The 18401-nt window shown below is 45.5% G+C and carries 13 protein-coding genes and 2 pseudogenes; 3 read left to right on the forward strand and 12 right to left on the reverse strand.

Translation table 11 applies throughout. The features are described from left to right. Positions 1–6: 6 nt before the first annotated feature. From DW904_RS07985 to DW904_RS23755, 7 genes and pseudogenes are all read right to left on the reverse strand, one after another. Positions 7–1982, reverse strand: a pseudogene (locus DW904_RS07985) (fructose-1,6-bisphosphatase). 21 nt (positions 1983–2003) lie between these two features. Next, positions 2004–6305 (reverse strand): PolC-type DNA polymerase III, encoded by a 4302-nt coding sequence (locus tag DW904_RS07990; RefSeq protein WP_347562059.1) that lies wholly within the window; start codon positions 6303–6305, stop codon positions 2004–2006. After that, positions 6302–6514, reverse strand: coding sequence for a PolC-type DNA polymerase III N-terminal domain-containing protein (locus DW904_RS25220; RefSeq protein ID WP_347562061.1), 213 nt, complete (start codon positions 6512–6514; stop codon positions 6302–6304). Before DW904_RS25220 ends, DW904_RS07990 begins: the two co-directional genes overlap by 4 nt. Positions 6515–6535: 21 nt before the next feature. Further along, complete coding sequence (gene ispG, locus DW904_RS07995; RefSeq protein WP_118579186.1) at positions 6536–7606, reverse strand: flavodoxin-dependent (E)-4-hydroxy-3-methylbut-2-enyl-diphosphate synthase; 1071 nt, start codon at positions 7604–7606, stop codon at positions 6536–6538. Positions 7607–7821: 215 nt separating this feature from the next. Next, positions 7822–8973, reverse strand: a complete 1152-nt coding sequence (locus tag DW904_RS08000) for a toxic anion resistance protein (protein ID WP_118579189.1) — start codon at positions 8971–8973, stop codon at positions 7822–7824. A 132-nt stretch (positions 8974–9105) separates the two neighbouring features. Beyond that, the gene (locus DW904_RS23750) at positions 9106–9843 is read right to left on the reverse strand and encodes a 5-bromo-4-chloroindolyl phosphate hydrolysis family protein (protein ID WP_243110341.1); all 738 of its coding nucleotides are present in this window, start codon (positions 9841–9843) and stop codon (positions 9106–9108) included. Then, positions 9840–10568: a hypothetical protein gene (locus DW904_RS23755; RefSeq protein WP_243110342.1), complete on the reverse strand. Its 729-nt coding sequence runs from the start codon at positions 10566–10568 to the stop codon at positions 9840–9842. Before DW904_RS23755 ends, DW904_RS23750 begins: the two co-directional genes overlap by 4 nt. 243 nt (positions 10569–10811) lie before the next feature. Between DW904_RS23755 and DW904_RS08010 the strand changes: the two are divergent. Further along, positions 10812–11836, forward strand: a pseudogene (locus DW904_RS08010) (branched-chain amino acid aminotransferase). Positions 11837–11956: 120 nt separating this feature from the next. Here the strand turns inward: DW904_RS08010 and DW904_RS08015 are convergent. After that, positions 11957–12448 (reverse strand): dihydrofolate reductase, encoded by a 492-nt coding sequence (locus DW904_RS08015; protein ID WP_118579192.1) that lies wholly within the window; start codon positions 12446–12448, stop codon positions 11957–11959. A gap of 34 nt (positions 12449–12482) precedes the next feature. On the opposite strand from DW904_RS08015, the gene DW904_RS25225 reads away from it, so the two are divergent. Further along, on the forward strand, positions 12483–12650 hold the full coding sequence (locus DW904_RS25225; protein ID WP_308768414.1) for a DUF6783 domain-containing protein: 168 nt from the start codon (positions 12483–12485) through the stop codon (positions 12648–12650). Here DW904_RS25225 and thyA read toward each other — a convergent pair. After that, on the reverse strand, positions 12625–13473 hold the full coding sequence (gene thyA / locus DW904_RS08020) for a thymidylate synthase (RefSeq protein WP_118579195.1): 849 nt from the start codon (positions 13471–13473) through the stop codon (positions 12625–12627). The two genes, DW904_RS25225 and thyA, sit on opposite strands and share 26 nt — an antisense overlap. Positions 13474–13724: 251 nt before the next feature. Here thyA and DW904_RS08025 point away from each other — a divergent pair, with 251 nt between their 5' ends. Further along, on the forward strand, positions 13725–14240 hold the full coding sequence (locus DW904_RS08025) for a VanZ family protein (RefSeq protein ID WP_118579198.1): 516 nt from the start codon (positions 13725–13727) through the stop codon (positions 14238–14240). Positions 14241–14478: 238 nt separating this feature from the next. Here the strand turns inward: DW904_RS08025 and DW904_RS08030 are convergent, their stop codons facing one another. Genes DW904_RS08030 through DW904_RS08040 form a run of 3 tightly spaced genes read right to left on the reverse strand, consistent with a single transcriptional unit; the run spans position 14479 to position 18400 of the window. After that, the gene (locus DW904_RS08030; protein WP_118579201.1) at positions 14479–14913 is read right to left on the reverse strand and encodes a hypothetical protein; all 435 of its coding nucleotides are present in this window, start codon (positions 14911–14913) and stop codon (positions 14479–14481) included. An 11-nt stretch (positions 14914–14924) separates the two neighbouring features. Further along, complete coding sequence (locus tag DW904_RS08035; RefSeq protein WP_118579204.1) at positions 14925–16667, reverse strand: ABC transporter ATP-binding protein; 1743 nt, start codon at positions 16665–16667, stop codon at positions 14925–14927. Then, complete coding sequence (locus DW904_RS08040) at positions 16667–18400, reverse strand: ABC transporter ATP-binding protein (RefSeq protein ID WP_118579207.1); 1734 nt, start codon at positions 18398–18400, stop codon at positions 16667–16669. Before DW904_RS08040 ends, DW904_RS08035 begins: the two co-directional genes overlap by 1 nt. Position 18401 lies beyond the last annotated feature (1 nt).

Consider the following 18401-nt stretch of genomic DNA (forward strand, 5'->3'; position numbering starts at 1 on the left):
GTCTCCTTATTTTTTCTCCTTTATAACGCCTTTTCTGTAGGCATCCAAAAGCTGTTTCAGCTCCTGAATTCGTTCTTTCAGTGCCTTACCGTTATCCGTATCTCCCACAAGGGCACGCCTTGGATTATAGCGGACAGCCACACGGTTGGACACAATGTCCCTCTCTGTTTCCACTGCATCTTCCGCCGAAGTAAAAGGCTCATGGGCAGTCAGGCTCAGACCATAGGAACTGTAAACAAGAGTATATCCGGCAATACCGGTCACATTCCGGTATGCCTCACAAAAACCACCGTCAATTACGATCACCTTGCCATCACATTTCACCGGATTCTCTCCCTCCAGCTGATGAACAGGCACGTGACCATTGATAATATGCCCCTCATCCGGATCCAGCCCGAATTCTTCCAGCATACGATTTACTACCTCTTCTTTTTCCCAGAGGTGATAGTAGGCATTCTTTTTCTCTTTGTGTGTCTCTTTATCTGCGATAAAATAACGCTCGAAGGTAGTCATTTTATCTTTTCCATAAAGGGGAGAATTAGGCCCTGCCCAGATATACCACAGAATATCCTGGCTTGCTTTCTTCTCCTTCTCATCTACGGTAAAAAAAGCTTTTCTTACGTAGGCTTCCAGTTTATCATAAAGTGCCTTGCCTTTACAAGTCTCACCGTAAATCTCAACTTCTTTCAGAGTTCCATCCTCGTTCAGCGGAATACTTCCATGGAAAAGAAGGTTCCCGTTATAGGTCTTATAAAGGCCGCCTTTATCCAGAAGCAGCTGCATGTGGTTCTGAAGCTTCTCGCAGTTCCGAAATGCTGAGCTCAGGCGCTCCACTACTTCTTTTTCCCCATCTGTCAGCTCATAAGGATGTTCCCAGTCAATGGTTGGAAAATGGGTGTCCAGAAGATTATGCATACTTCCATCCGGCAGCTGCACAGTGCCCTTCTCCGGATCAATCCCCTCCAGAACGCATCGATTCTCCATATGAAAATCCGGATGTTCTTTCGCCAGTACCCCTTCCAGCTTAAACTGGATAATGGAAATGGCTTTGTGCATTTTCCTGCTCAGCTCTTTCTCAAGAGCATTGTAATTGGAAGGATTGCCATGTACTTCAAATACCTGGCAGGGATCATCCCCGTAAACCTCCATGGCAAAAGCAGCAAGAGGCATCATATTGATTCCATAACCATCCTCCAGAATATCCAGATTGCCGTAACGGATACTGTTACGGATCACTGTGGCCATACAGGCAGCCTGTCCTACAGCGGCGCCCATCCATACCACATCATGGTTTCCCCACTGAATATCCAGAGAATGATAATCCATCAGTCTGTCCATAATAAAATGAGGACCGGGACCTCTGTCATATATATCTCCAAGCACATGAAGGTGGTCTACAACCAGTCTCTGGATCAGTTCAGCAAGAGCGATAATGAAGTTCTCTGCCCTGCCGATATCTATAATGGTATCCACAATGGAATCGTAATAAGCCTCTTTATCCAGAACTTCTGCTTTCTCCGTGATCAGCTCTTCGATCACATATGCATAATCCGAGGCAATGCCTTACGAACCTTGGATCTGGTATATTTGGAGGCAGTTGTCTTGCACACTTCAATAAGACGGTACAGGGTGATCTTGTACCAGTTCTGCATATCAGACTCTTTTTTCTTCACATAGGCAATTTTTTCCTTCGGGTAATACACGAGAGTTGCCAGGGAACGCTTGTCACTGTTGCTTAAGGTATGTCCAAATACATCATCTATCTTCTTTCGCACAGCTCCCGAACCGTTTCGAAGCACATGGGAAAAAGCTTCGTACTCTCCGTGGATATCGGAAAGAAAATGCTCGGTGCCTTTTGGAAGATTGAGAATGGACTGAAGGTTGATGATCTCTGTAGAAGCCTTCCCGATAGTGGGGTAGAGCTCCGCCAGACGTTGTAGGTAGCGCAGTTCTTCTGTTTTCATGGAACCTCCTAAATTCATATTACTCTTATTTAACCAGCGTTAGAAATCAAACAATGAAATCTGATTGGACTGTGGAATATCTCCAAATAATCCAAGTTTATCCATCAGATCAATTACGGTCTTGCTGACCTTGGTCCTGTCACGGAAATCATCCTTGGAAAGAAATCTTCCCTGTACAGCAGCATCCACTACAGCATCTGCCGCCTTATCTCCAAGACCTTCTATAGAATCAATGGACGGCATCAGTTTTCCTTCTATGATCTGGAAACGATGTGCCTTCGCCCGGTAAATATCAATGGGCATAAAATCATAACCTCTTGCATACATTTCCTGGACAATACGCATATCTTTCAGGGTATCCTGCTCTTTTTTGGATGCAGCGTCCCCTTTCTTGCGTATCTCTGCCATATAAAACTCCAGCTTTTCTTTTCCCATACACATCAGTTCATAGGAAAAAGCTGTGGCACGGATACTGAAATATGCACCGTAATAAGCCAGCGGCTGGAATACCTTGAACCAGGCGATTCTGTATGCCATCATAACGTAAGCTGCCGCATGGGCTTTCGGGAACATGTATTTGATTTTTTTGCAGGACCAGATGTACCAGTCCGGAACGCCGTGTTCTTTCATAGTGGTGATCCACTCATCTCGGAGACCTTTTCCTTTACGGACGCTCTCCATAATAGTAAAGGCAAGACCACTTTCCACACCCTGACCGATCAGGTAGATCATAATATCATCTCGGGTACAGATTGCCGTGGAAATAGTAGCTTTTCCCTCTTCGATCAGTGTCTGCGCATTTCCCAGCCATACATCCGTACCGTGGGAAAGTCCGGCAATACGGACCAGATCAGAAAAATATTTCGGCTTGGTATCCACAAGCATCTGCATGGCGAAATCAGTACCAAATTCTGGAATTCCCAGACAGCCAAGCTTGCAGCCGCCGATATCCTTCGGATCAATTCCAAGAGCTTCTGTACTGGCAAAAAGTGACATAACCGCCTTGTCATCAAGAGGAACCTCTCTTGCATTCAAGTCTGTCATATCCTCAAGGGTACGGATCATGGTGGGATCATCGTGTCCCAGAATATCCAGCTTCAGCAGGTTTCCATCAATGGAATGGTAGTCAAAATGGGTGGTGATAAATCCACTGCTGGAATCGTTCGCCGGGTACTGGACCGGGGTAAATTTCTCTATTTCCTCTCCCATTGGGAGTACAATAATTCCGCCAGGATGCTGTCCGGTGCTTCGCCGGATACCGGTACACCCCTGTACAATACGGTTGATCTCGCAAGAACGCTTGTGCTGTCCCCGCTCTTCAAAATAGTTCTTTACATATCCGAATGCGGTTTTATCCGCAAGGGTACCGATGGTTCCCGCCTTGAAGGTCTGACCTTTTCCGAATATAACCTCTGTATAATGATGGGCATTGGACTGATACTCTCCTGAGAAGTTCAGGTCAATATCAGGCTCCTTATCTCCTTTGAATCCAAGGAAGGTCTCAAAGGGAATGTCAAAGCCCTGTTTGGTCATCCTGGTGCCGCACTTTGGACAGATCCTGTCTGGCATATCGCATCCCGCCATACCGGAAAAGGCCTTGATCTCCGGAGAATCAAAGTCACTGTACTTACACTCCGGATTGGGGCACAGATAATGGGGAGGCAGAGGATTTACCTCTGTAATACCAGACATGGTAGCCGCCAGGGAAGAACCTACAGACCCTCGGGAGCCCACCAGATAACCATCTGCATTGGACTTCCACACCAGCTTCTGGGCAATAATATACATCACCGCATATCCATTAGAAATAATGGAATTCAGCTCTTTGTCCAGACGGTCTTCTACGATCTTGGGAAGCACTTCACCGTACATTTCATGGGCTTTCTGGAAGCACATATCCTTTAAGTCCTGGTCAGAATTCTCAATAACCGGCGGATATTTATCCGGATGGATCGGTGACATTTTCTCTATCATATCCGCAATCTTCACTGTATTTGTAATTACCACTTCCTCTGCCTTCTCGCTTCCCAGATAGGAAAACTCCTCCAGCATTTCCTCAGTAGTGCGAAGATAAAGAGGTGCCTGATTGTCGGCATCCTTGAAGCCGCTTCCAGCCATGATAATACGACGGTAGATTTCATCCTGGGGATCCATAAAGTGAACGTCACAGGTAGCAACAACCGGCTTGTTAAACTGTTCACCAAGCTTTACAATTTTTTTGTTGATCTCAATCAGATCCTCTTTCGAATGAATCGTATCATTCTTTTCATCCTCCACCATGAACATATTGTTCCCAAGGGGCTGGATTTCCAGATAATCATAAAAGCTTACCAGCCTTGCGATTTCCTGCTCCGGTGCATTGCGCAAAAGAGCCTGGTAAAGCTCACCAGCCTCGCAGGCACTTCCAATAAGAAGTCCCTCCCGATGTGCCTCAAACACGCTCTTTGGCACACGGGGTCTGTGGTTAAAGTACTTGATATGGGACTGGCTTACCAGCTTGTACAGATTGATACGGCCGGTCTCATTCCGCATGAAAATAACGGCATGGTAAGTAGGCAGTTTCTTAATGGTGTCCGGGGAAACCTTTCCCTGCTCATTCAGCTTGTCTACATCCGTAATATCTCTTTCCCTGCACATTCCCACGAATTTCTCGAAAATACGTGCCGTACACTCTGCGTCATCAACTGCACGATGGTGATGATCTAGGGAAACGCCAACTGCCTTGGCAACGGTATCCAGCTTAAAACGGTTCAGCGCAGGCAGCAGGAATCGTGCCATACCTACCGTATCCACATAGGTGAAATCATTTGGGATGCCCATGCGGTTACAATTCTCTATAATAAAACTCATATCGAAATCTGCGTTGTGGGCTACCATTGTAGCTCCTTCACAAAATTTCAGGAATTCCGGTAAAATTTCTTCAATTGGACGGGCATTCATAACCATGCTGTCATTAATACTGGTCAGCTGCTCAATTCGAAATGGAATTGGAACCTGAGGATTAACAAATGTGGAAAAACGATCTGTGATCTTTCCATTTTCCACCAATACAGCACCAATTTCAATGATCTTACAGGTAAGGGGGGAAAATCCTGTGGTCTCAATGTCGAAAACCACGAATCTTCCGTCCAGGGACTGTTTTTTCGGGTTGGTGACCATACCCTTTAAGTCGTCTACCAGATAGGCCTCCATACCGTAAAGCACCTTAAAATCAGAATCCTTTGGCACGCAGCCTCCCCACGCATCAAAGCAATGGTTTGCCTCCGGGAAAGCCTGCACCACACCATGATCTGTGATGGCAATGGCAGGATGCCCCCACTCGTAGGCACGTTTTACCAGCGCTTTTGCCTCGGTTACACCATCCATATCGCTCATTTTCGTATGACAGTGAAGTTCCACACGCTTCTGAGGGCTGGTGTCCACTCTGGAGCTGCGGAAATCGGAGATTTTCTTAATTCCGGAGATGGAGCCTATGGTAAGCTCACCATCGAAACGGTCAATAGAAGTAACGCCTTTGATTTTCAGGAAGGCACCTTTTTTCACATGCTCTTTGATCTCCGGCACCTGCTCATTGCGCAGGAACATTTTTACTGTGATGGAATCTGTGAAGTCCGTAACTGGGAAAATCAGTATGGTCTTCTCATTTCGGATTTCTCTCGCTTCCACATCCATAACCTGGCAGCGGATGATAACCTCTCCCATTTCCTGCACAATATTTTCCAATGGAATAGGCTCGTCCTCAAAATCCCTTCCATAAATAACATCCGGATTTGGATCCTTGCGGAAGCCACCACGGAAATCGCCCCATTTGCCTTTCTTTTCGAATGGCTTTTTCTCGAAAGGCTTCTTTTCACTGGCTGCCTCTGCTTTTTTCTCCGGCCTGGCAGCGGCTGTCTTGCCGGCTGCGGCCTCTTTTCCTGTTTTTTCCTCAGCTGCAGGAGCTGGTGCTGCGCTCTCTTCTTCTGCGGAAAGTCTGGCATGCTTCAGCACATTAGCTACCTCCTGACGGATCTGGATAGCTGCATTTTTGCGGTACCTGCTCTCCTCCGTCTGCACATAATCCAGAGAAACTTTCAGGTCCATTCCACAACGCTCGCAGAATACTTTGTGAAGATATTCAATAAGTATCTCACTTTTCTGTCTGGAAATCACAGAATCCGGAAGTACCATATTCAGGCAGTCATCTTCTGGAAATGTGATCTGTGCCTGCTTGAACAGATTGTATTCCAGCATGTTGTAATTGCGAAGCTCCAGTTCCATGCTGGAGCGGTAGGTATCCAGGAAATTCTTTGGCGTGTATTGTCTGGACAGATGGAACTTCTCAATTACTTTCACACTCACTTCAAGACCTGGAAAGCACTGTCTCTGAATCTGCTCTTCCAGGCTGAAAATATGCTTTTGTGGATCCAGCGGTCGCTTTTCAGGTAAATCCGGACACAGGTTTTAGCAGAGTTGCAGGCAACCTTGGTGACGATCACCTCTTCCAGAAGTTCACTTAATTCCTGTTTTAATTTTAAGTTTGGAAATACGTCAAAAAATTCTTTTTCCATTTATAGAATATACACCTTCTGTCATTTCTGTGTCTTATTGCTATCCCAGTTCATCAATTCTTCTCTCAAGGTATCCAGCAGCTGGTCTTCCGGCACTTTCTTCACAATCTCACCGCCTTTGATCAGAAGACCTACACCTACGCCGCCTGCAATTCCGATATCGGCTTCTTTCGCCTCTCCCGGGCCGTTTACCACACAGCCCATAACAGCTACTTTAATGTCAAGAGGGATATCCTGCACCATAGTTTCTACTTTATTTGCAAGACCGATCAGATCGATCTGGGTGCGCCCGCAGGTTGGACAGGATACTACTTCCACGCCGCCTTTGCGAAGTCCAAGGGTTTTTAGGATACGTCTGGCAGATTTTATCTCTTCCAGAGGGGCACCAGTCAGGGAGACGCGGATCGTGTCACCGATTCCCTGGTATAAAATAATACCAAGCCCTATGGCAGATTTGATATTTCCAGAATAAAGGGTTCCTGCCTCTGTAATTCCCACATGGAGAGGATAACTGGTCTGTTCCGCAATCAGTTCGTGAGCCCTGGCGCACATCATAACATCAGAAGATTTGATGCTGATCACCAGATTGTCGTAGCCAAGCTCTTCAATAATGTGCACCTTGTCAAGGGCGCTTTCTACCAGACCTTCTGCGGTAACACCGTGATATTTCTCCACCAGTTCTTTCTCAAGAGAACCGCTGTTTACCCCAACACGGATGGGAATATTCCGCTCCTTCGCCACATCTACAACTGCCTTGATACGCTCTGTGCTTCCAATATTTCCGGGATTGATACGGATCTTGTCGGCACCGTTCTCCATGGCCGCAATCGCAAGACGATAATCAAAATGAATATCTGCTACCAGCGGAATGTGAATTTGTTTTTTGATCTCTTTCAGAGCCTTTGCCGCTTCCATGGTCGGCACTGCACAGCGGATAATGTCGCAGCCAGCAGCCTCCAGGGCAAGGATCTGCTCTACGGTTGCCTGCACATCCTCTGTTTTTGTATTGGTCATAGACTGGATCAGGATGGGATTTCCGCCTCCAATCTTCTTATTTCCTATCTGAATTACTTTGGTATGGTCTCTGTACATACGAAATTCCTCCATATATTATGAACATGATATTCTTTGATTACTGTTCACTGATAGCATTCTTTGCAGTTCACTTTTACACCGCAGGCGCTTATCAAACTTTTCTATGCAAAAAGGCACAAAAGGGATGTCTCTGACACCCCTGCTGTACAGTTATTTTCACAGCATTCTGCAAGTATTTTCAAACAGGCTCCAGAGCCTGTTTTCTTTGCAATTTAATGCTGGATTTCCAACAATTTATTCTTCAAGTCTTCTTCCATCTTGCGCATTTCCAGTTCTGCCTGGGCTCTCTTGGCGCGGCCCTCTTTCTGAATATTCATGACATCATCCAAAGTAGCGATCAGCTCCTGATTGGTCTGCTTCAGAGTCTCAATATCCACGATTCCGCGCTCAGATTCCCTGGCAGTCTCTGTGGATGCAAGGTAAAGTGCCTCCGCATTTTTCTTCAAAAGTTCATTTGTCAGGTCTGTTACCTGGCGCTGGGCCTGGGCTGCTTCTGTGGAATGGGCGATTCCAAGTGCCAGCACCATCTGGCTCTTCCAAAGTGGAATGGTATTTACAATGGTTGTCTGGATTTTTTCTACCATAAGGGTGTCATTGTTCTGCACCAGACGAATCTGCGGTGCTGTCTGCAGGGAAATGGTTCTGGTCAGTTCCAGATCATGCAGCTTCTTCTCGAAACGATTGCACTTGCTGTCCAGATCCTTGGCTTCCTGCGCATCCTCCGGAAGTCCGCTGACTGCTGCTTTTGCCTCCAGATCTTTTAATTTTCCCTCCCGTACTTCCTGCAGCTTCTGTTTTCCTGCAAGGATGTACATGGTCAGTTCTTTATAATAGTTCAGGTTCTGAGCATACATTTTTTCCAGAACTGCGGAATCCTTCATGAGACGCATCTGGTGATCCTGAAGGGAGGTAGTGATCTTCTGCACATTTACCTCAGCCTTGGCGTAGCGGTTCTTCATATTTTCAATCTTGCTGCCCTGTTTCTTGAAAAAGCCAAGAAAGCCTTTCTCCTCCTCAGCAGCATCAAAATCGCGAAGCTCGCCTACCACCTGGGTGATCAGCTCTCCAACCTCACCCAGATCCTGTGTCCGTACATTTTCAAGAGCTGCATCGGAAAAATCAGCCATTTTCTTCTGGGTTCCGGCACCGTACTGGAGGATCTGGTTAGTATTCTCAATGTCAATTTTCTTAGCAAAGCTGTCTACCATCTGCTGTTCTTCCGGGGAGAGAACGGTCTGTTCCATTTCCTTTTTCACAGCTTCGGCTTCCGGCTCTGCTGCAATCTCTGCCTTTGGCTCTCCCAAATCCGGTTCTAATGTAAGTGTAGGTGCGTTATCTTCAAAACCTGTAAATTCGTTTCCCATAGCATCCTCCTTGTGTATAGGTCTGCCCATATTTATCAGCAGCCTTCAGTTTGGCATTTTCGTTATTTTTATAACACGCTCTAACCCCGCTGCAAATCTTATCTTTTCATATACTTAACATTCCGCACACTGCTAGAGCCTGTTTTTTTCAGCCTCTTTTCTCATACGGATAAGCTCGTCCTCAGTCAGCCCTTCCTGTGCCAAAACTGTATTCAGAACAGAAATATCACTGGATACATCCATAGCCGTGTCTTCAAATATGGAATCCAGAAGCTTCTCAAAAGCCACATTCAGCGTATCAATAGTCTCTTCGATTTCTTTCTTGGAAGAAGTAATATTCTCTCCCTGAACCGGCTGGCTGTCCATTTCTTCATATGCATTCAAAAGCTTCACAGTCATAGGAAGATAATAATCCATAAGGCGGTTCAGATCCGGAATAATCTCCGGATGAGCCTTGGCGCGTTCAAAAATCTTCGCTATGATCAGCTCCATACGGGAGATTTTTCTGGAAATCTCTTCTCCTGGAATGGCATCATTGCTGCGGTGGATTTTATCAAGAAAGTCATTTCCCTTATCCAGAACCTGCCGGACTTCCGGGGAAAGTCCGGCTCTTTCCACATCCTCCCGTTCTGCTTCCACACACGTCCGGGCATCTGCCTGTTTACGCTGGTTAAATTTCTGCTTTTCTTTTTCCTCTGCCTGCTGACGAAGCGCTGCCTCCTGGCGTGCACGCTCTTCATCCTGCTGATGATCTCTTTCTTCCAGCCGCTTCTGAGTGCTTACATATTGGTCGTAAGTCTCATTACTTGTGATCAGACAAGTTTCCTGTTTATCAACATGTCCCTGAAGGAACCAGCCTTTGCTTATCATACGTTTGATATCTTTTTTACAAATTTCACCGGCTTGCCGACTGCCTGTGCCAGCTGCTGGAAATTGCAGTAGGTGTGAGTGCCAAGAGCCTTGATATACTTGTTTCGGCGGCTTAAACTGGTAAGACTGCTGCAGCCCTGGCCGAGAAGGGTTCCACCACTGGCAGTAATTGCAGCCAAAACTCCCGCTCCAACCCAAAAGCCACCGCCCTTAAGTATTGCAACGCCTCCTACAATTAATGTTAAAATTCCAAATACTCCAGTAGTAATCCCACCAAACACTGTCTTCAGAATTCCCCCGACCTTGATTCCATTCGTCGGTAAATACAATGCCAGATCCGAATTCTGGTGATTGGTATCCTTCCTGCCTGTACCATTTCTCTGGAAATTTCCATTACGCAAATCATTCCCTTTCGCACCGGCATATCCTTGATAACCAGTTCCATGATCCTCCCCGGTACTCCGGTTTTTCTTTCCATCCTTCTGAAAATCCCAGGACCGATTCTCTCTGTAATCATAAGAACTGCCGCTGCGGTAATTGGTATATTTCCCACTGCCCACAGTATTATTAAGCGCATCCCGAAGGGCATCACTCCCATTATCAATAGCCTTATTCAGCGCCTGATTAATACTCTGGCTCAGTTTCTGGTAATTTTTTTCATTTACTGCACTGTCAATGATGCTCTGGATCTTATCTCCAAGTTCATCAAATTCGTTATATCCCATCTTTTCCTCCGGATATTTTATTTCACAACGCTTGTTTTATCATTATACAAAAATCCCCCTCAAAAAACAAGACACCATAAAATATAAACACATTATACTTTTTGTAACCTTTTTCACAGGAAAATCACTTAAAAAATCTGCTTTTCCCATTGAATTTCACACGTAAAAGTTTTACAATAGTAAAAACATTGGGGATTCACAATAAGAATCTCCCCCCAAAAACCACGCTAGGAGGAAATTGTTATGGAAAAAAAGAACATTGACTGGGGCAACCTGGGCTTTGGTTATGTAAAAACAGACTACCGTTATGTATCCAATTATAAAGACGGCAAGTGGGATGAGGGAGGCCTTACCACAGATGATATGGTTACCATCAGTGAGTGTGCAGGTGTCCTTCAGTATGCACAGACTGTTTTTGAGGGTATGAAAGCATATACTACAGAAGACGGACATATCGTTACTTTCCGTCCTGACCTGAACGGTGAGCGTATGGAGCATTCCGCCGCAAGACTGGAAATGCCTGTATTCCCGAAAGACCGTTTTGTTGACGCAGTTGTTCAGACAATTAAAGCAAATGCAGCATATGTTCCGCCATATGGTTCTGGTGCTACTTTATATGTACGTCCGTACATGTTTGGAAGCGATGCTGTTATCGGTGTAAAACCTGCCAGCGAGTATCAGTTCCGTGTATTCACCACACCTGTCGGACCATACTTCAAAGGCGGCGCTAAGCGATTACAATCCGTGTCAGCGACTTTGACCGTGCTGCACCAAATGGTACCGGTCATATCAAAGCTGGTCTTAACTACGCAATGAGCCTTCATGCGATTGTTGACGCTCATAAGAACGGATTCGATGAGAACATGTATCTTGATTCCAAGACTCGTACCAAGGTTGAAGAGACAGGCGGAGCAAACTTCTTATTCGTAACAAAAGACGGCAAGGTTGTTACTCCGAAGTCTGACAGTATCCTTCCATCCATCACACGTCGTTCTCTGATCTACGTTGCGAAAGAGTACCTTGGACTTGAGGCTGAGGAAAGAGAAGTATACTTCGACGAAGTGAAAGATTTTGCAGAGTGCGGTCTTTGCGGTACTGCTGCTGTTATCTCTCCTGTTGGAAAGATCGTGGACCACGGCAAAGAGATCTGCTTCCCAAGCGGCATGAACGAGATGGGACCGATCACCAAGAAGCTGTATGAGACCCTTACCGGAATCCAGATGGGACGCATCCAGGCTCCAGAGGGATGGCTGAAGGTTATTGAATAATTCCTTAAGCTTCCCATTTTTCGTATTTTTTCAAACACGCTCTACACAGCACATAACAAAAATCAGTTCTGTCATGATGGCAGAACTGATTTTTTTGAAAAACACATTATATTTTCCCGCTTATTTATTTCTTTCATATCTCACAAACTTATATTCCAGATCAAAATATGTCTGCTCTTCACTCTCTGCTGCCACATGCCACTGTGGATCTTCATCCAGATTCGGAAAATAACTGTCTGCAATATAGGCAAAATCGATCTTGGTCACCTGAGCAGCATCGCAATAAGGAAGAAGCTGCTTATAGATAGTATCGCCGCCGATGCAGTATACATCTTCTGCCGGATACTTTTTCAGTTCTTCCATAAGCTCTTCAATAGAATGAACGATTATGGCATCTTTCACTTTGTAATTCTCATTTCTGGTAAGAACGATGTTTGTGCGGTTTTTAAGAGGAAGCCCTCCTGGGAAACTCTCCAGGGTCTTTCTTCCCATAACACAAACCTTTCCGGTGGTCTCCTGACGAAACATTTTCATATCCGCCGGAATGCTCACAAGAAGCTTATTGTCTTTTCCAATTCCCCAGTTTTTGTCAGCAGCTACTATTATTTTCATTTCTTATAATCTCCTTTATACGAACTCCTAGAGCGTGTCTAAAAATCATTCCCGCAATCTGCACGCCCCACTTTGCGGGAGATTTTGCCCAAATTCGGTTGCCGTAGCCCGCTACAGCAGCCTCACCATATCTGAAACGCATGCGGCATTGGAACCCTTTCTCATTTACTCCATGTTTAAATGGCAATCGGAATATTTTTAATCTGAGGCCAGGTCTGATAATTCTCCACGATCAGATCATCCGTGGTAAAATCATAGAAATTCTTCACATTCGGATTCAGTTTCACAGTCGGTGCCGGATAAGGTGTCCTAGAAATCAGCTCCTTGATAACCGGAACATGTCTGTCATAAATATGACAATCCGCGATCACATGTACCAGCTCACCGGCTTCCATGTCACAGCATTGTGCGATCATCATAAGAAGAAGGGAGTACTGGCATACATTCCAGTTATTTGCAGCCAGGATATCCTGGGAGCGCTGGTTCAAAATGGCATTTAAAGTCAGCTTGTCCTTTCCAGGCTCCTTTGTTACATTGAAGGTCATAGAGTAAGCACATGGGTAAAGATTCATCTCATGAAGATCTTCATGCACATAAATATTGGTCATAATACGACGGCTGTATGGATTATTCTTCAGATCATAAAGAACACGGTCTACCTGATCCATCATGCCTTCTTTGTACTGATGCTTCACACCCAGCTGATAACCATACGCTTTTCCAATGGAGCCATTCTCGTCAGCCCAGCTATCCCAGATATGGCTGTGAAGGTCATGAATGTTGTTTGATTTCTTCTGCCAGATCCAGAGGATCTCATCCATAGCGCTCTTTAATGCGGTCTTGCGAAGGGTCAGCGCTGGAAATTCCTTTCTCAGATCATAACGGTTCACAACACCAAAACGTTTGATCGTATAAGCAGAAGTGCCATCCTCCCACACTGGCCGGACCTTCTCCCCTTCTGTACTGGTTCCGTTCTCAATTACGTCTTTACACATATCTATAAAAATATGATCAGCTAAACTCATACCTGTCTTTTTCCTCCTGGTCTCCATTGTGCGTTCTTTATAGCAACACGATACCTGGCCGCCAGAGTCTCTCCACACCAAGTATCTCGCTGCTTTTCATACTTCAACAATTTTAGCATAGATTCCTGTAAATAACAAGTTCTTTGCCCTCCTGTCTCACTCCTGCTTGCTCTGGTTTTATTGTTTTTTCAAAACCTTGTCAAATCACCTTTTTCTTTACAATCTTATTTTCCCGTGTTATAGTAAACCCCATGAAGAAAATTTTAATCCATTTACTGAAACCTCTTTCTTTTCTTCCTGCAATTCTGATGATGTATCTGATTTATTCATTTTCAGCCCAGACAGGGGAGGTGTCCGGAGCCCTAAGCTATGAAGTCAGCTACCAGATTGTGGAAACCAAGAATGAAGTTCTCAACGAAAACAAAACTTATGACGAGCTCGCCTATTCTGCCAGCTCCATCGAATTTTATGTGCGAAAAGCAGCTCACATGACAGAGTACTGTCTGCTTGCCATTGCCATTTCTTTCCCACTTTATGTTTACGGAGTAAGAGGTATCTGGCTGATCCTGCTGGCAGGCGCCATCTGCGTAGGCTTCGCAGGCTTTGATGAATACCACCAGTCCTTTGTGGCAGACCGCGGACCTTCTGTACGTGATGTGGGAATCGACAGCATCGGAGTCACAGCGGGAATCCTGTTGGTGCAGGCATTCTGCTGGTCCACTCTACATAACCCAAGCGGGAAACGCAGGCGCAGGAAACGGCGCTAGAGCGTGTATTTCAACAAAAAACAGACTTCTGATTGATTATCACTCATTCGGAAGCCTGTTTATTTTTTTATATTTAGTATTGTATTCGTAATTTCGTGCTGTTATAATCATAAAACGCAAAAGTAACCGCCCGGTCTGCAAACTAGTACATCGTTCTCGAAATAACTACACCACTCATTTTTCATACATATATTAACACTATCTAATATATCAATTTCTTTTCAAAAAACAATACTCTCTATTCTTCATCCTCTGTCGCATCCCCTAACTGGCTAACCAGATTAGCGCGGTCAGCAATAGACATTTTCTTATTCAAGGATGAAGTACTTTCCATTTTAGATTCAACTGTCCTTGAAGTTTCTGTCTCAGAAGCCTGTGCTTCACTTTCTGCATTCGACTCCTTCTGAATCTTGCCAGCCTTTATGCTGCCGCGGATTCCATTGATCACGAAAGCCACGCCAAGCACAATAAAAATCACTCCCGCAACCATAAAGCCAGGACTGCTGCCCTCAACACCATTTATTACATTCTGGCAAAGTGAAACACCCAGATAAGCCACATAAACCCCTGCCAGAATCATAACCAGGCAGGTTCTCATAGGCATAGCAGACTTCCCATTTCTGGCTTTCTGCTTCTCATTTACATCAGTCTCTTCCAGATTCTTATTTTCCATATTCATCCCCCTTATGAAATAGCAAACTGACTCTCATACAGATTCGCATAGAAGCCCTTCTTCGCCAGCAATTCCTCATGTCTGCCCTGCTCGATAATATTTCCGTCCTTCATGACCAGGATCAGATCTGCCTCCTGGATAGTGGAAAGACGATGTGCTACAATAAAGCTGGTTCTTCCTTCCATCAACTCTGCAAAAGCCTTCTGCACCTTCACCTCAGTACGGGTATCAATGGAAGAAGTGGCCTCATCCAGGATCAACATAGCCGGGTGCATCAGCATAACCCTTGCAATGCAAAGAAGCTGCTTCTGTCCCTGGGAAATATTTCCGCCTCCCTCTGAAATCACGGTATCATAGCCGTTTGGCATACGCTTGATAAAACTGTGGGCATGTGCATGCTTAGCTGCCTCCATAACCTCTTCCAAAGTCGCATCCGGCTTTCCATAGGCAATGTTCTCGCGGATGGTTCCTGCCTTCAGCCAGGTCTCCTGAAGCACCATACCAAAGTTTTGTCTCAGGCTGTCTCTTGTCAGCTCTCTTACCGGATAACCGCTTACCTTAATCTGTCCCTTATCTACATCATAGAATCTCATAAGAAGGTTGATCATAGTGGTCTTACCGCATCCGGTAGGTCCGACGATGGCGATCCTCTGTCCAGGTTTTACGTCAATGGAAATATCAGTAAGAAGCGGAACTTCTTTTCTGTAAGAAAAGGAAACACTCTCCACGCTTACACGGCCGTCTGCTTTCTCCAGCTCCCAAGCATCTGGCGCATCTGGCTCCTGTGCCGGTGTATCAATAAAGTCAAAGAGACGTTTTGCACATGCCAGCGCATTCTCCAGCTCTGTGATAACGCCGGAAATCTCATTAAACGGCTTGGTATACTGATTTGCATAGTTCAGGAAGCTGGTCAGCTGTCCCACAGTCATACCGCCCTTAATTACTGTAAATGCACCAAAAATTCCAACTGCTGTGTAAACAAGACCATTTACAAAGCGTGTGGACGGGTTTGTAATAGAGGAAAAGAAAATCGCTTTGATTCCGCAGACGCGAAGCTCTTCATTTACTTTTCCAAACCTTTCATTAGCTCTCTCCTCATAGGAAAAAGCCTGCACGATCTTCTGATTTCCAACAAGCTCTTCCACAATAGAAGTCATCTCCGCTCTCTTCTCGGACTGCTCCTGAAACATGCGGAAGGTTCTGCCTGCGATAAAGCTTGCCACGAACAGGGAAATCGGAGTGAGCAAAATAACGATCACTGTGATCTTCACACTGATGGAAAGCATAAATCCAATGGTTCCAAAGATGGTCAGCACACCGGTAAACAGCTGGGTAAAGCCCATAAGGAGACCATCTGAAAACTGACTGACATCAGAAACAATACGGCTTAAAATATCTCCTGGCTGATTGGCATCTATATAAGATACCGGCACCTCCTGAAGATGGGCAAACGCCTGGCTTCGCACATCCTGCACCACGCTGTAGGTAACCTGATTGGTAAGAAGGTTCATCACCCACTGGGAAACTGCATTTCCCACAACGATCACAGCCAGAGCTCCAAGCACCTTCAAAAGTCCGGCTGTATTTACATTTCCCGGACCTACGATATTATCTACACCATTACCAATCAGAATGGGTGTATACAGGGTAAATCCAACGGTGACAAGCGCTGTCAGAAGCATAATGATAATTTTTGCTTTGTAAGGGCTGATAAATTTCAGTACCCTCTTCATAGTCTCTTTATTCCTTCCCATCAGCGGTTCACCTCCTGTTCGGAAAGCTGTGACAGGCAGATTTCTCTGTAGACCTCACAGGATTCCATAAGCTCTTTGTGTGTTCCCACACCAGCCAGCTCACCATCATCCAGAACCAGGATCTTATCTGCCTGCTTGATGGAGGTTGCTCTCTGGGAAACGATAAACACAGTCATTCCCTTTGTCTGCTCATGAATGGCATGACGAAGAGCCGCATCTGTGGCAAAGTCAAGGGCAGAAGCACTGTCATCCATGATCAGGATCTCCGGATCTCCCACCAGTGCTCTTGCTATGGTAAGACGCTGGCGCTGTCCGCCGGAAAGATTGGCGCCACCCTGACTTACCATGGTATTTAAGCCCTCCGGCTTACTTTTTACAAAACCACTTGCCTGCGCAATGGAAAGAGCCCGTTGGATTTCTTCTTCGGAAGCGTCCTCTTTGCCCCATTTCATATTGTCACGGATGGTTCCCTTAAACAGAACTGCCTGTTGTGGTACCATCCCCACCTTTTTACGAAGCTGTGAAAATGGATATTCTTTTACATTATTTCCATCAATTACCACATTACCTGAAGTTACGTCATAGAAGCGTGGGATCAGATTGACCAGAGTGGATTTACCACATCCGGTACCACCAATGATACCGATGGTCTCACCTGGTTTTGCCGTAAAGGAAATATGGGAAAGCGCCGGCTCCTTGCTGCCTGCATAGGTAAAGCTCACATCTTCAAAGACAACTCTTGCAGCGCCTGCATTTTCTTTCTGAACACTATTGCCCTGATCCGTGAGAGACGGCTGTGTATCCAGCACCTCATTCAGACGCACACCGGAAGCCATAGCCTTTGTCACTGCCACGATCAGGTTTGCAAGAGCGATCAGTGCGATCAGGATCTGGTTCATATAGTTTACAAGGGCAACCACTTCCCCCTGTGTAAGAATACCCACAGACACTTCCTTGCTTCCATACCAGAGGATTCCGATAATGGCAAAGTTCATGATAACCGTAGTGGCAGGATTCAGAAGTGCGGAAATTTTTCCCGCTCTTACCTGCACCTTGGTGTAATCGTCGTTTACTTCTGAGAATTCTTTATATTCTTCCTGCTGTCTTCCAAAAGCCCTTACTACTCTGGCACCCACATGATTCTCTCTGGTGATCAGGGAAATCCTGTCCAGGAATGACTGAGCCTTTTTGTAAATTGGCACTGTTGTGCGCATAATTCCGTAAATTACAATGGAGATCACCGGAACCGCAATCAGGAAGATCAGGCCAATCTTCACATCAATGGTAAAGGACATGATCACTGCACCCACAACAATAAAAGGAGAACGAAGGAACAGACGAAGTACCATGTTCACACCAGTCTGTGCCTGATTCACGTCATTGGTGATCCTTGTCACAAGGGTAGGAGTTCCAAGCATATCCAGTTCTCTGTAAGAAAGCCTGCTGATATGGGAAAAAAGCTCCTTGCGAAGGGCAGTGCTGAATCCCATGGCTGCCTTTGCAGAGAAATACTGTGCTGTCAGGGAACATACAAGACCGATCACTCCAAGCAGTACCATGATCACACACTGGTGCCAGATATAGACATTGTCCTGATTCTTAATGCCGATATCCATGATTCTGGCAACAACCAGAGGCACGATCAGCTCAAAGGTGGCCTCCAGCATTTTGAACAAAGGAGCCAGAAAACTTTCTTTCTCATAGCCCTTCAAAAATATAAGCAATCTCTTCATC

The organism is Ruminococcus sp. AM42-11, assembly GCF_003480145.1.
Classification (GTDB): Bacteria; Bacillota; Clostridia; order Lachnospirales; family Lachnospiraceae; genus Blautia_A; species Blautia_A faecis.

Excerpts from the sequence above, each read along its gene's own strand:
- DW904_RS25220 (WP_347562061.1), bottom strand. The coding sequence starts at position 6,514 with ATGGAAAAAGAATTTTTTGACGTATTTCCAAACTTAAAATTAAAACAG.
- ispG (WP_118579186.1), bottom strand. The coding sequence starts at position 7,606 with ATGTACAGAGACCATACCAAAGTAATTCAGATAGGAAATAAGAAGATT.
- DW904_RS08000 (WP_118579189.1), bottom strand. The coding sequence starts at position 8,973 with ATGGGAAACGAATTTACAGGTTTTGAAGATAACGCACCTACACTTACA.
- DW904_RS23750 (WP_243110341.1), bottom strand. The coding sequence starts at position 9,843 with ATGATAAGCAAAGGCTGGTTCCTTCAGGGACATGTTGATAAACAGGAA.
- DW904_RS23755 (WP_243110342.1), bottom strand. The coding sequence starts at position 10,568 with ATGGGATATAACGAATTTGATGAACTTGGAGATAAGATCCAGAGCATC.
- DW904_RS08015 (WP_118579192.1), bottom strand. The coding sequence starts at position 12,448 with ATGAAAATAATAGTAGCTGCTGACAAAAACTGGGGAATTGGAAAAGAC.
- thyA (WP_118579195.1), bottom strand. The coding sequence starts at position 13,473 with ATGAGTTTAGCTGATCATATTTTTATAGATATGTGTAAAGACGTAATT.
- DW904_RS08025 (WP_118579198.1), top strand. The coding sequence starts at position 13,725 with ATGAAGAAAATTTTAATCCATTTACTGAAACCTCTTTCTTTTCTTCCT.
- DW904_RS08030 (WP_118579201.1), bottom strand. The coding sequence starts at position 14,913 with ATGGAAAATAAGAATCTGGAAGAGACTGATGTAAATGAGAAGCAGAAA.
- DW904_RS08035 (WP_118579204.1), bottom strand. The coding sequence starts at position 16,667 with ATGGGAAGGAATAAAGAGACTATGAAGAGGGTACTGAAATTTATCAGC.
- DW904_RS08040 (WP_118579207.1), bottom strand. The coding sequence starts at position 18,400 with ATGAAGAGATTGCTTATATTTTTGAAGGGCTATGAGAAAGAAAGTTTT.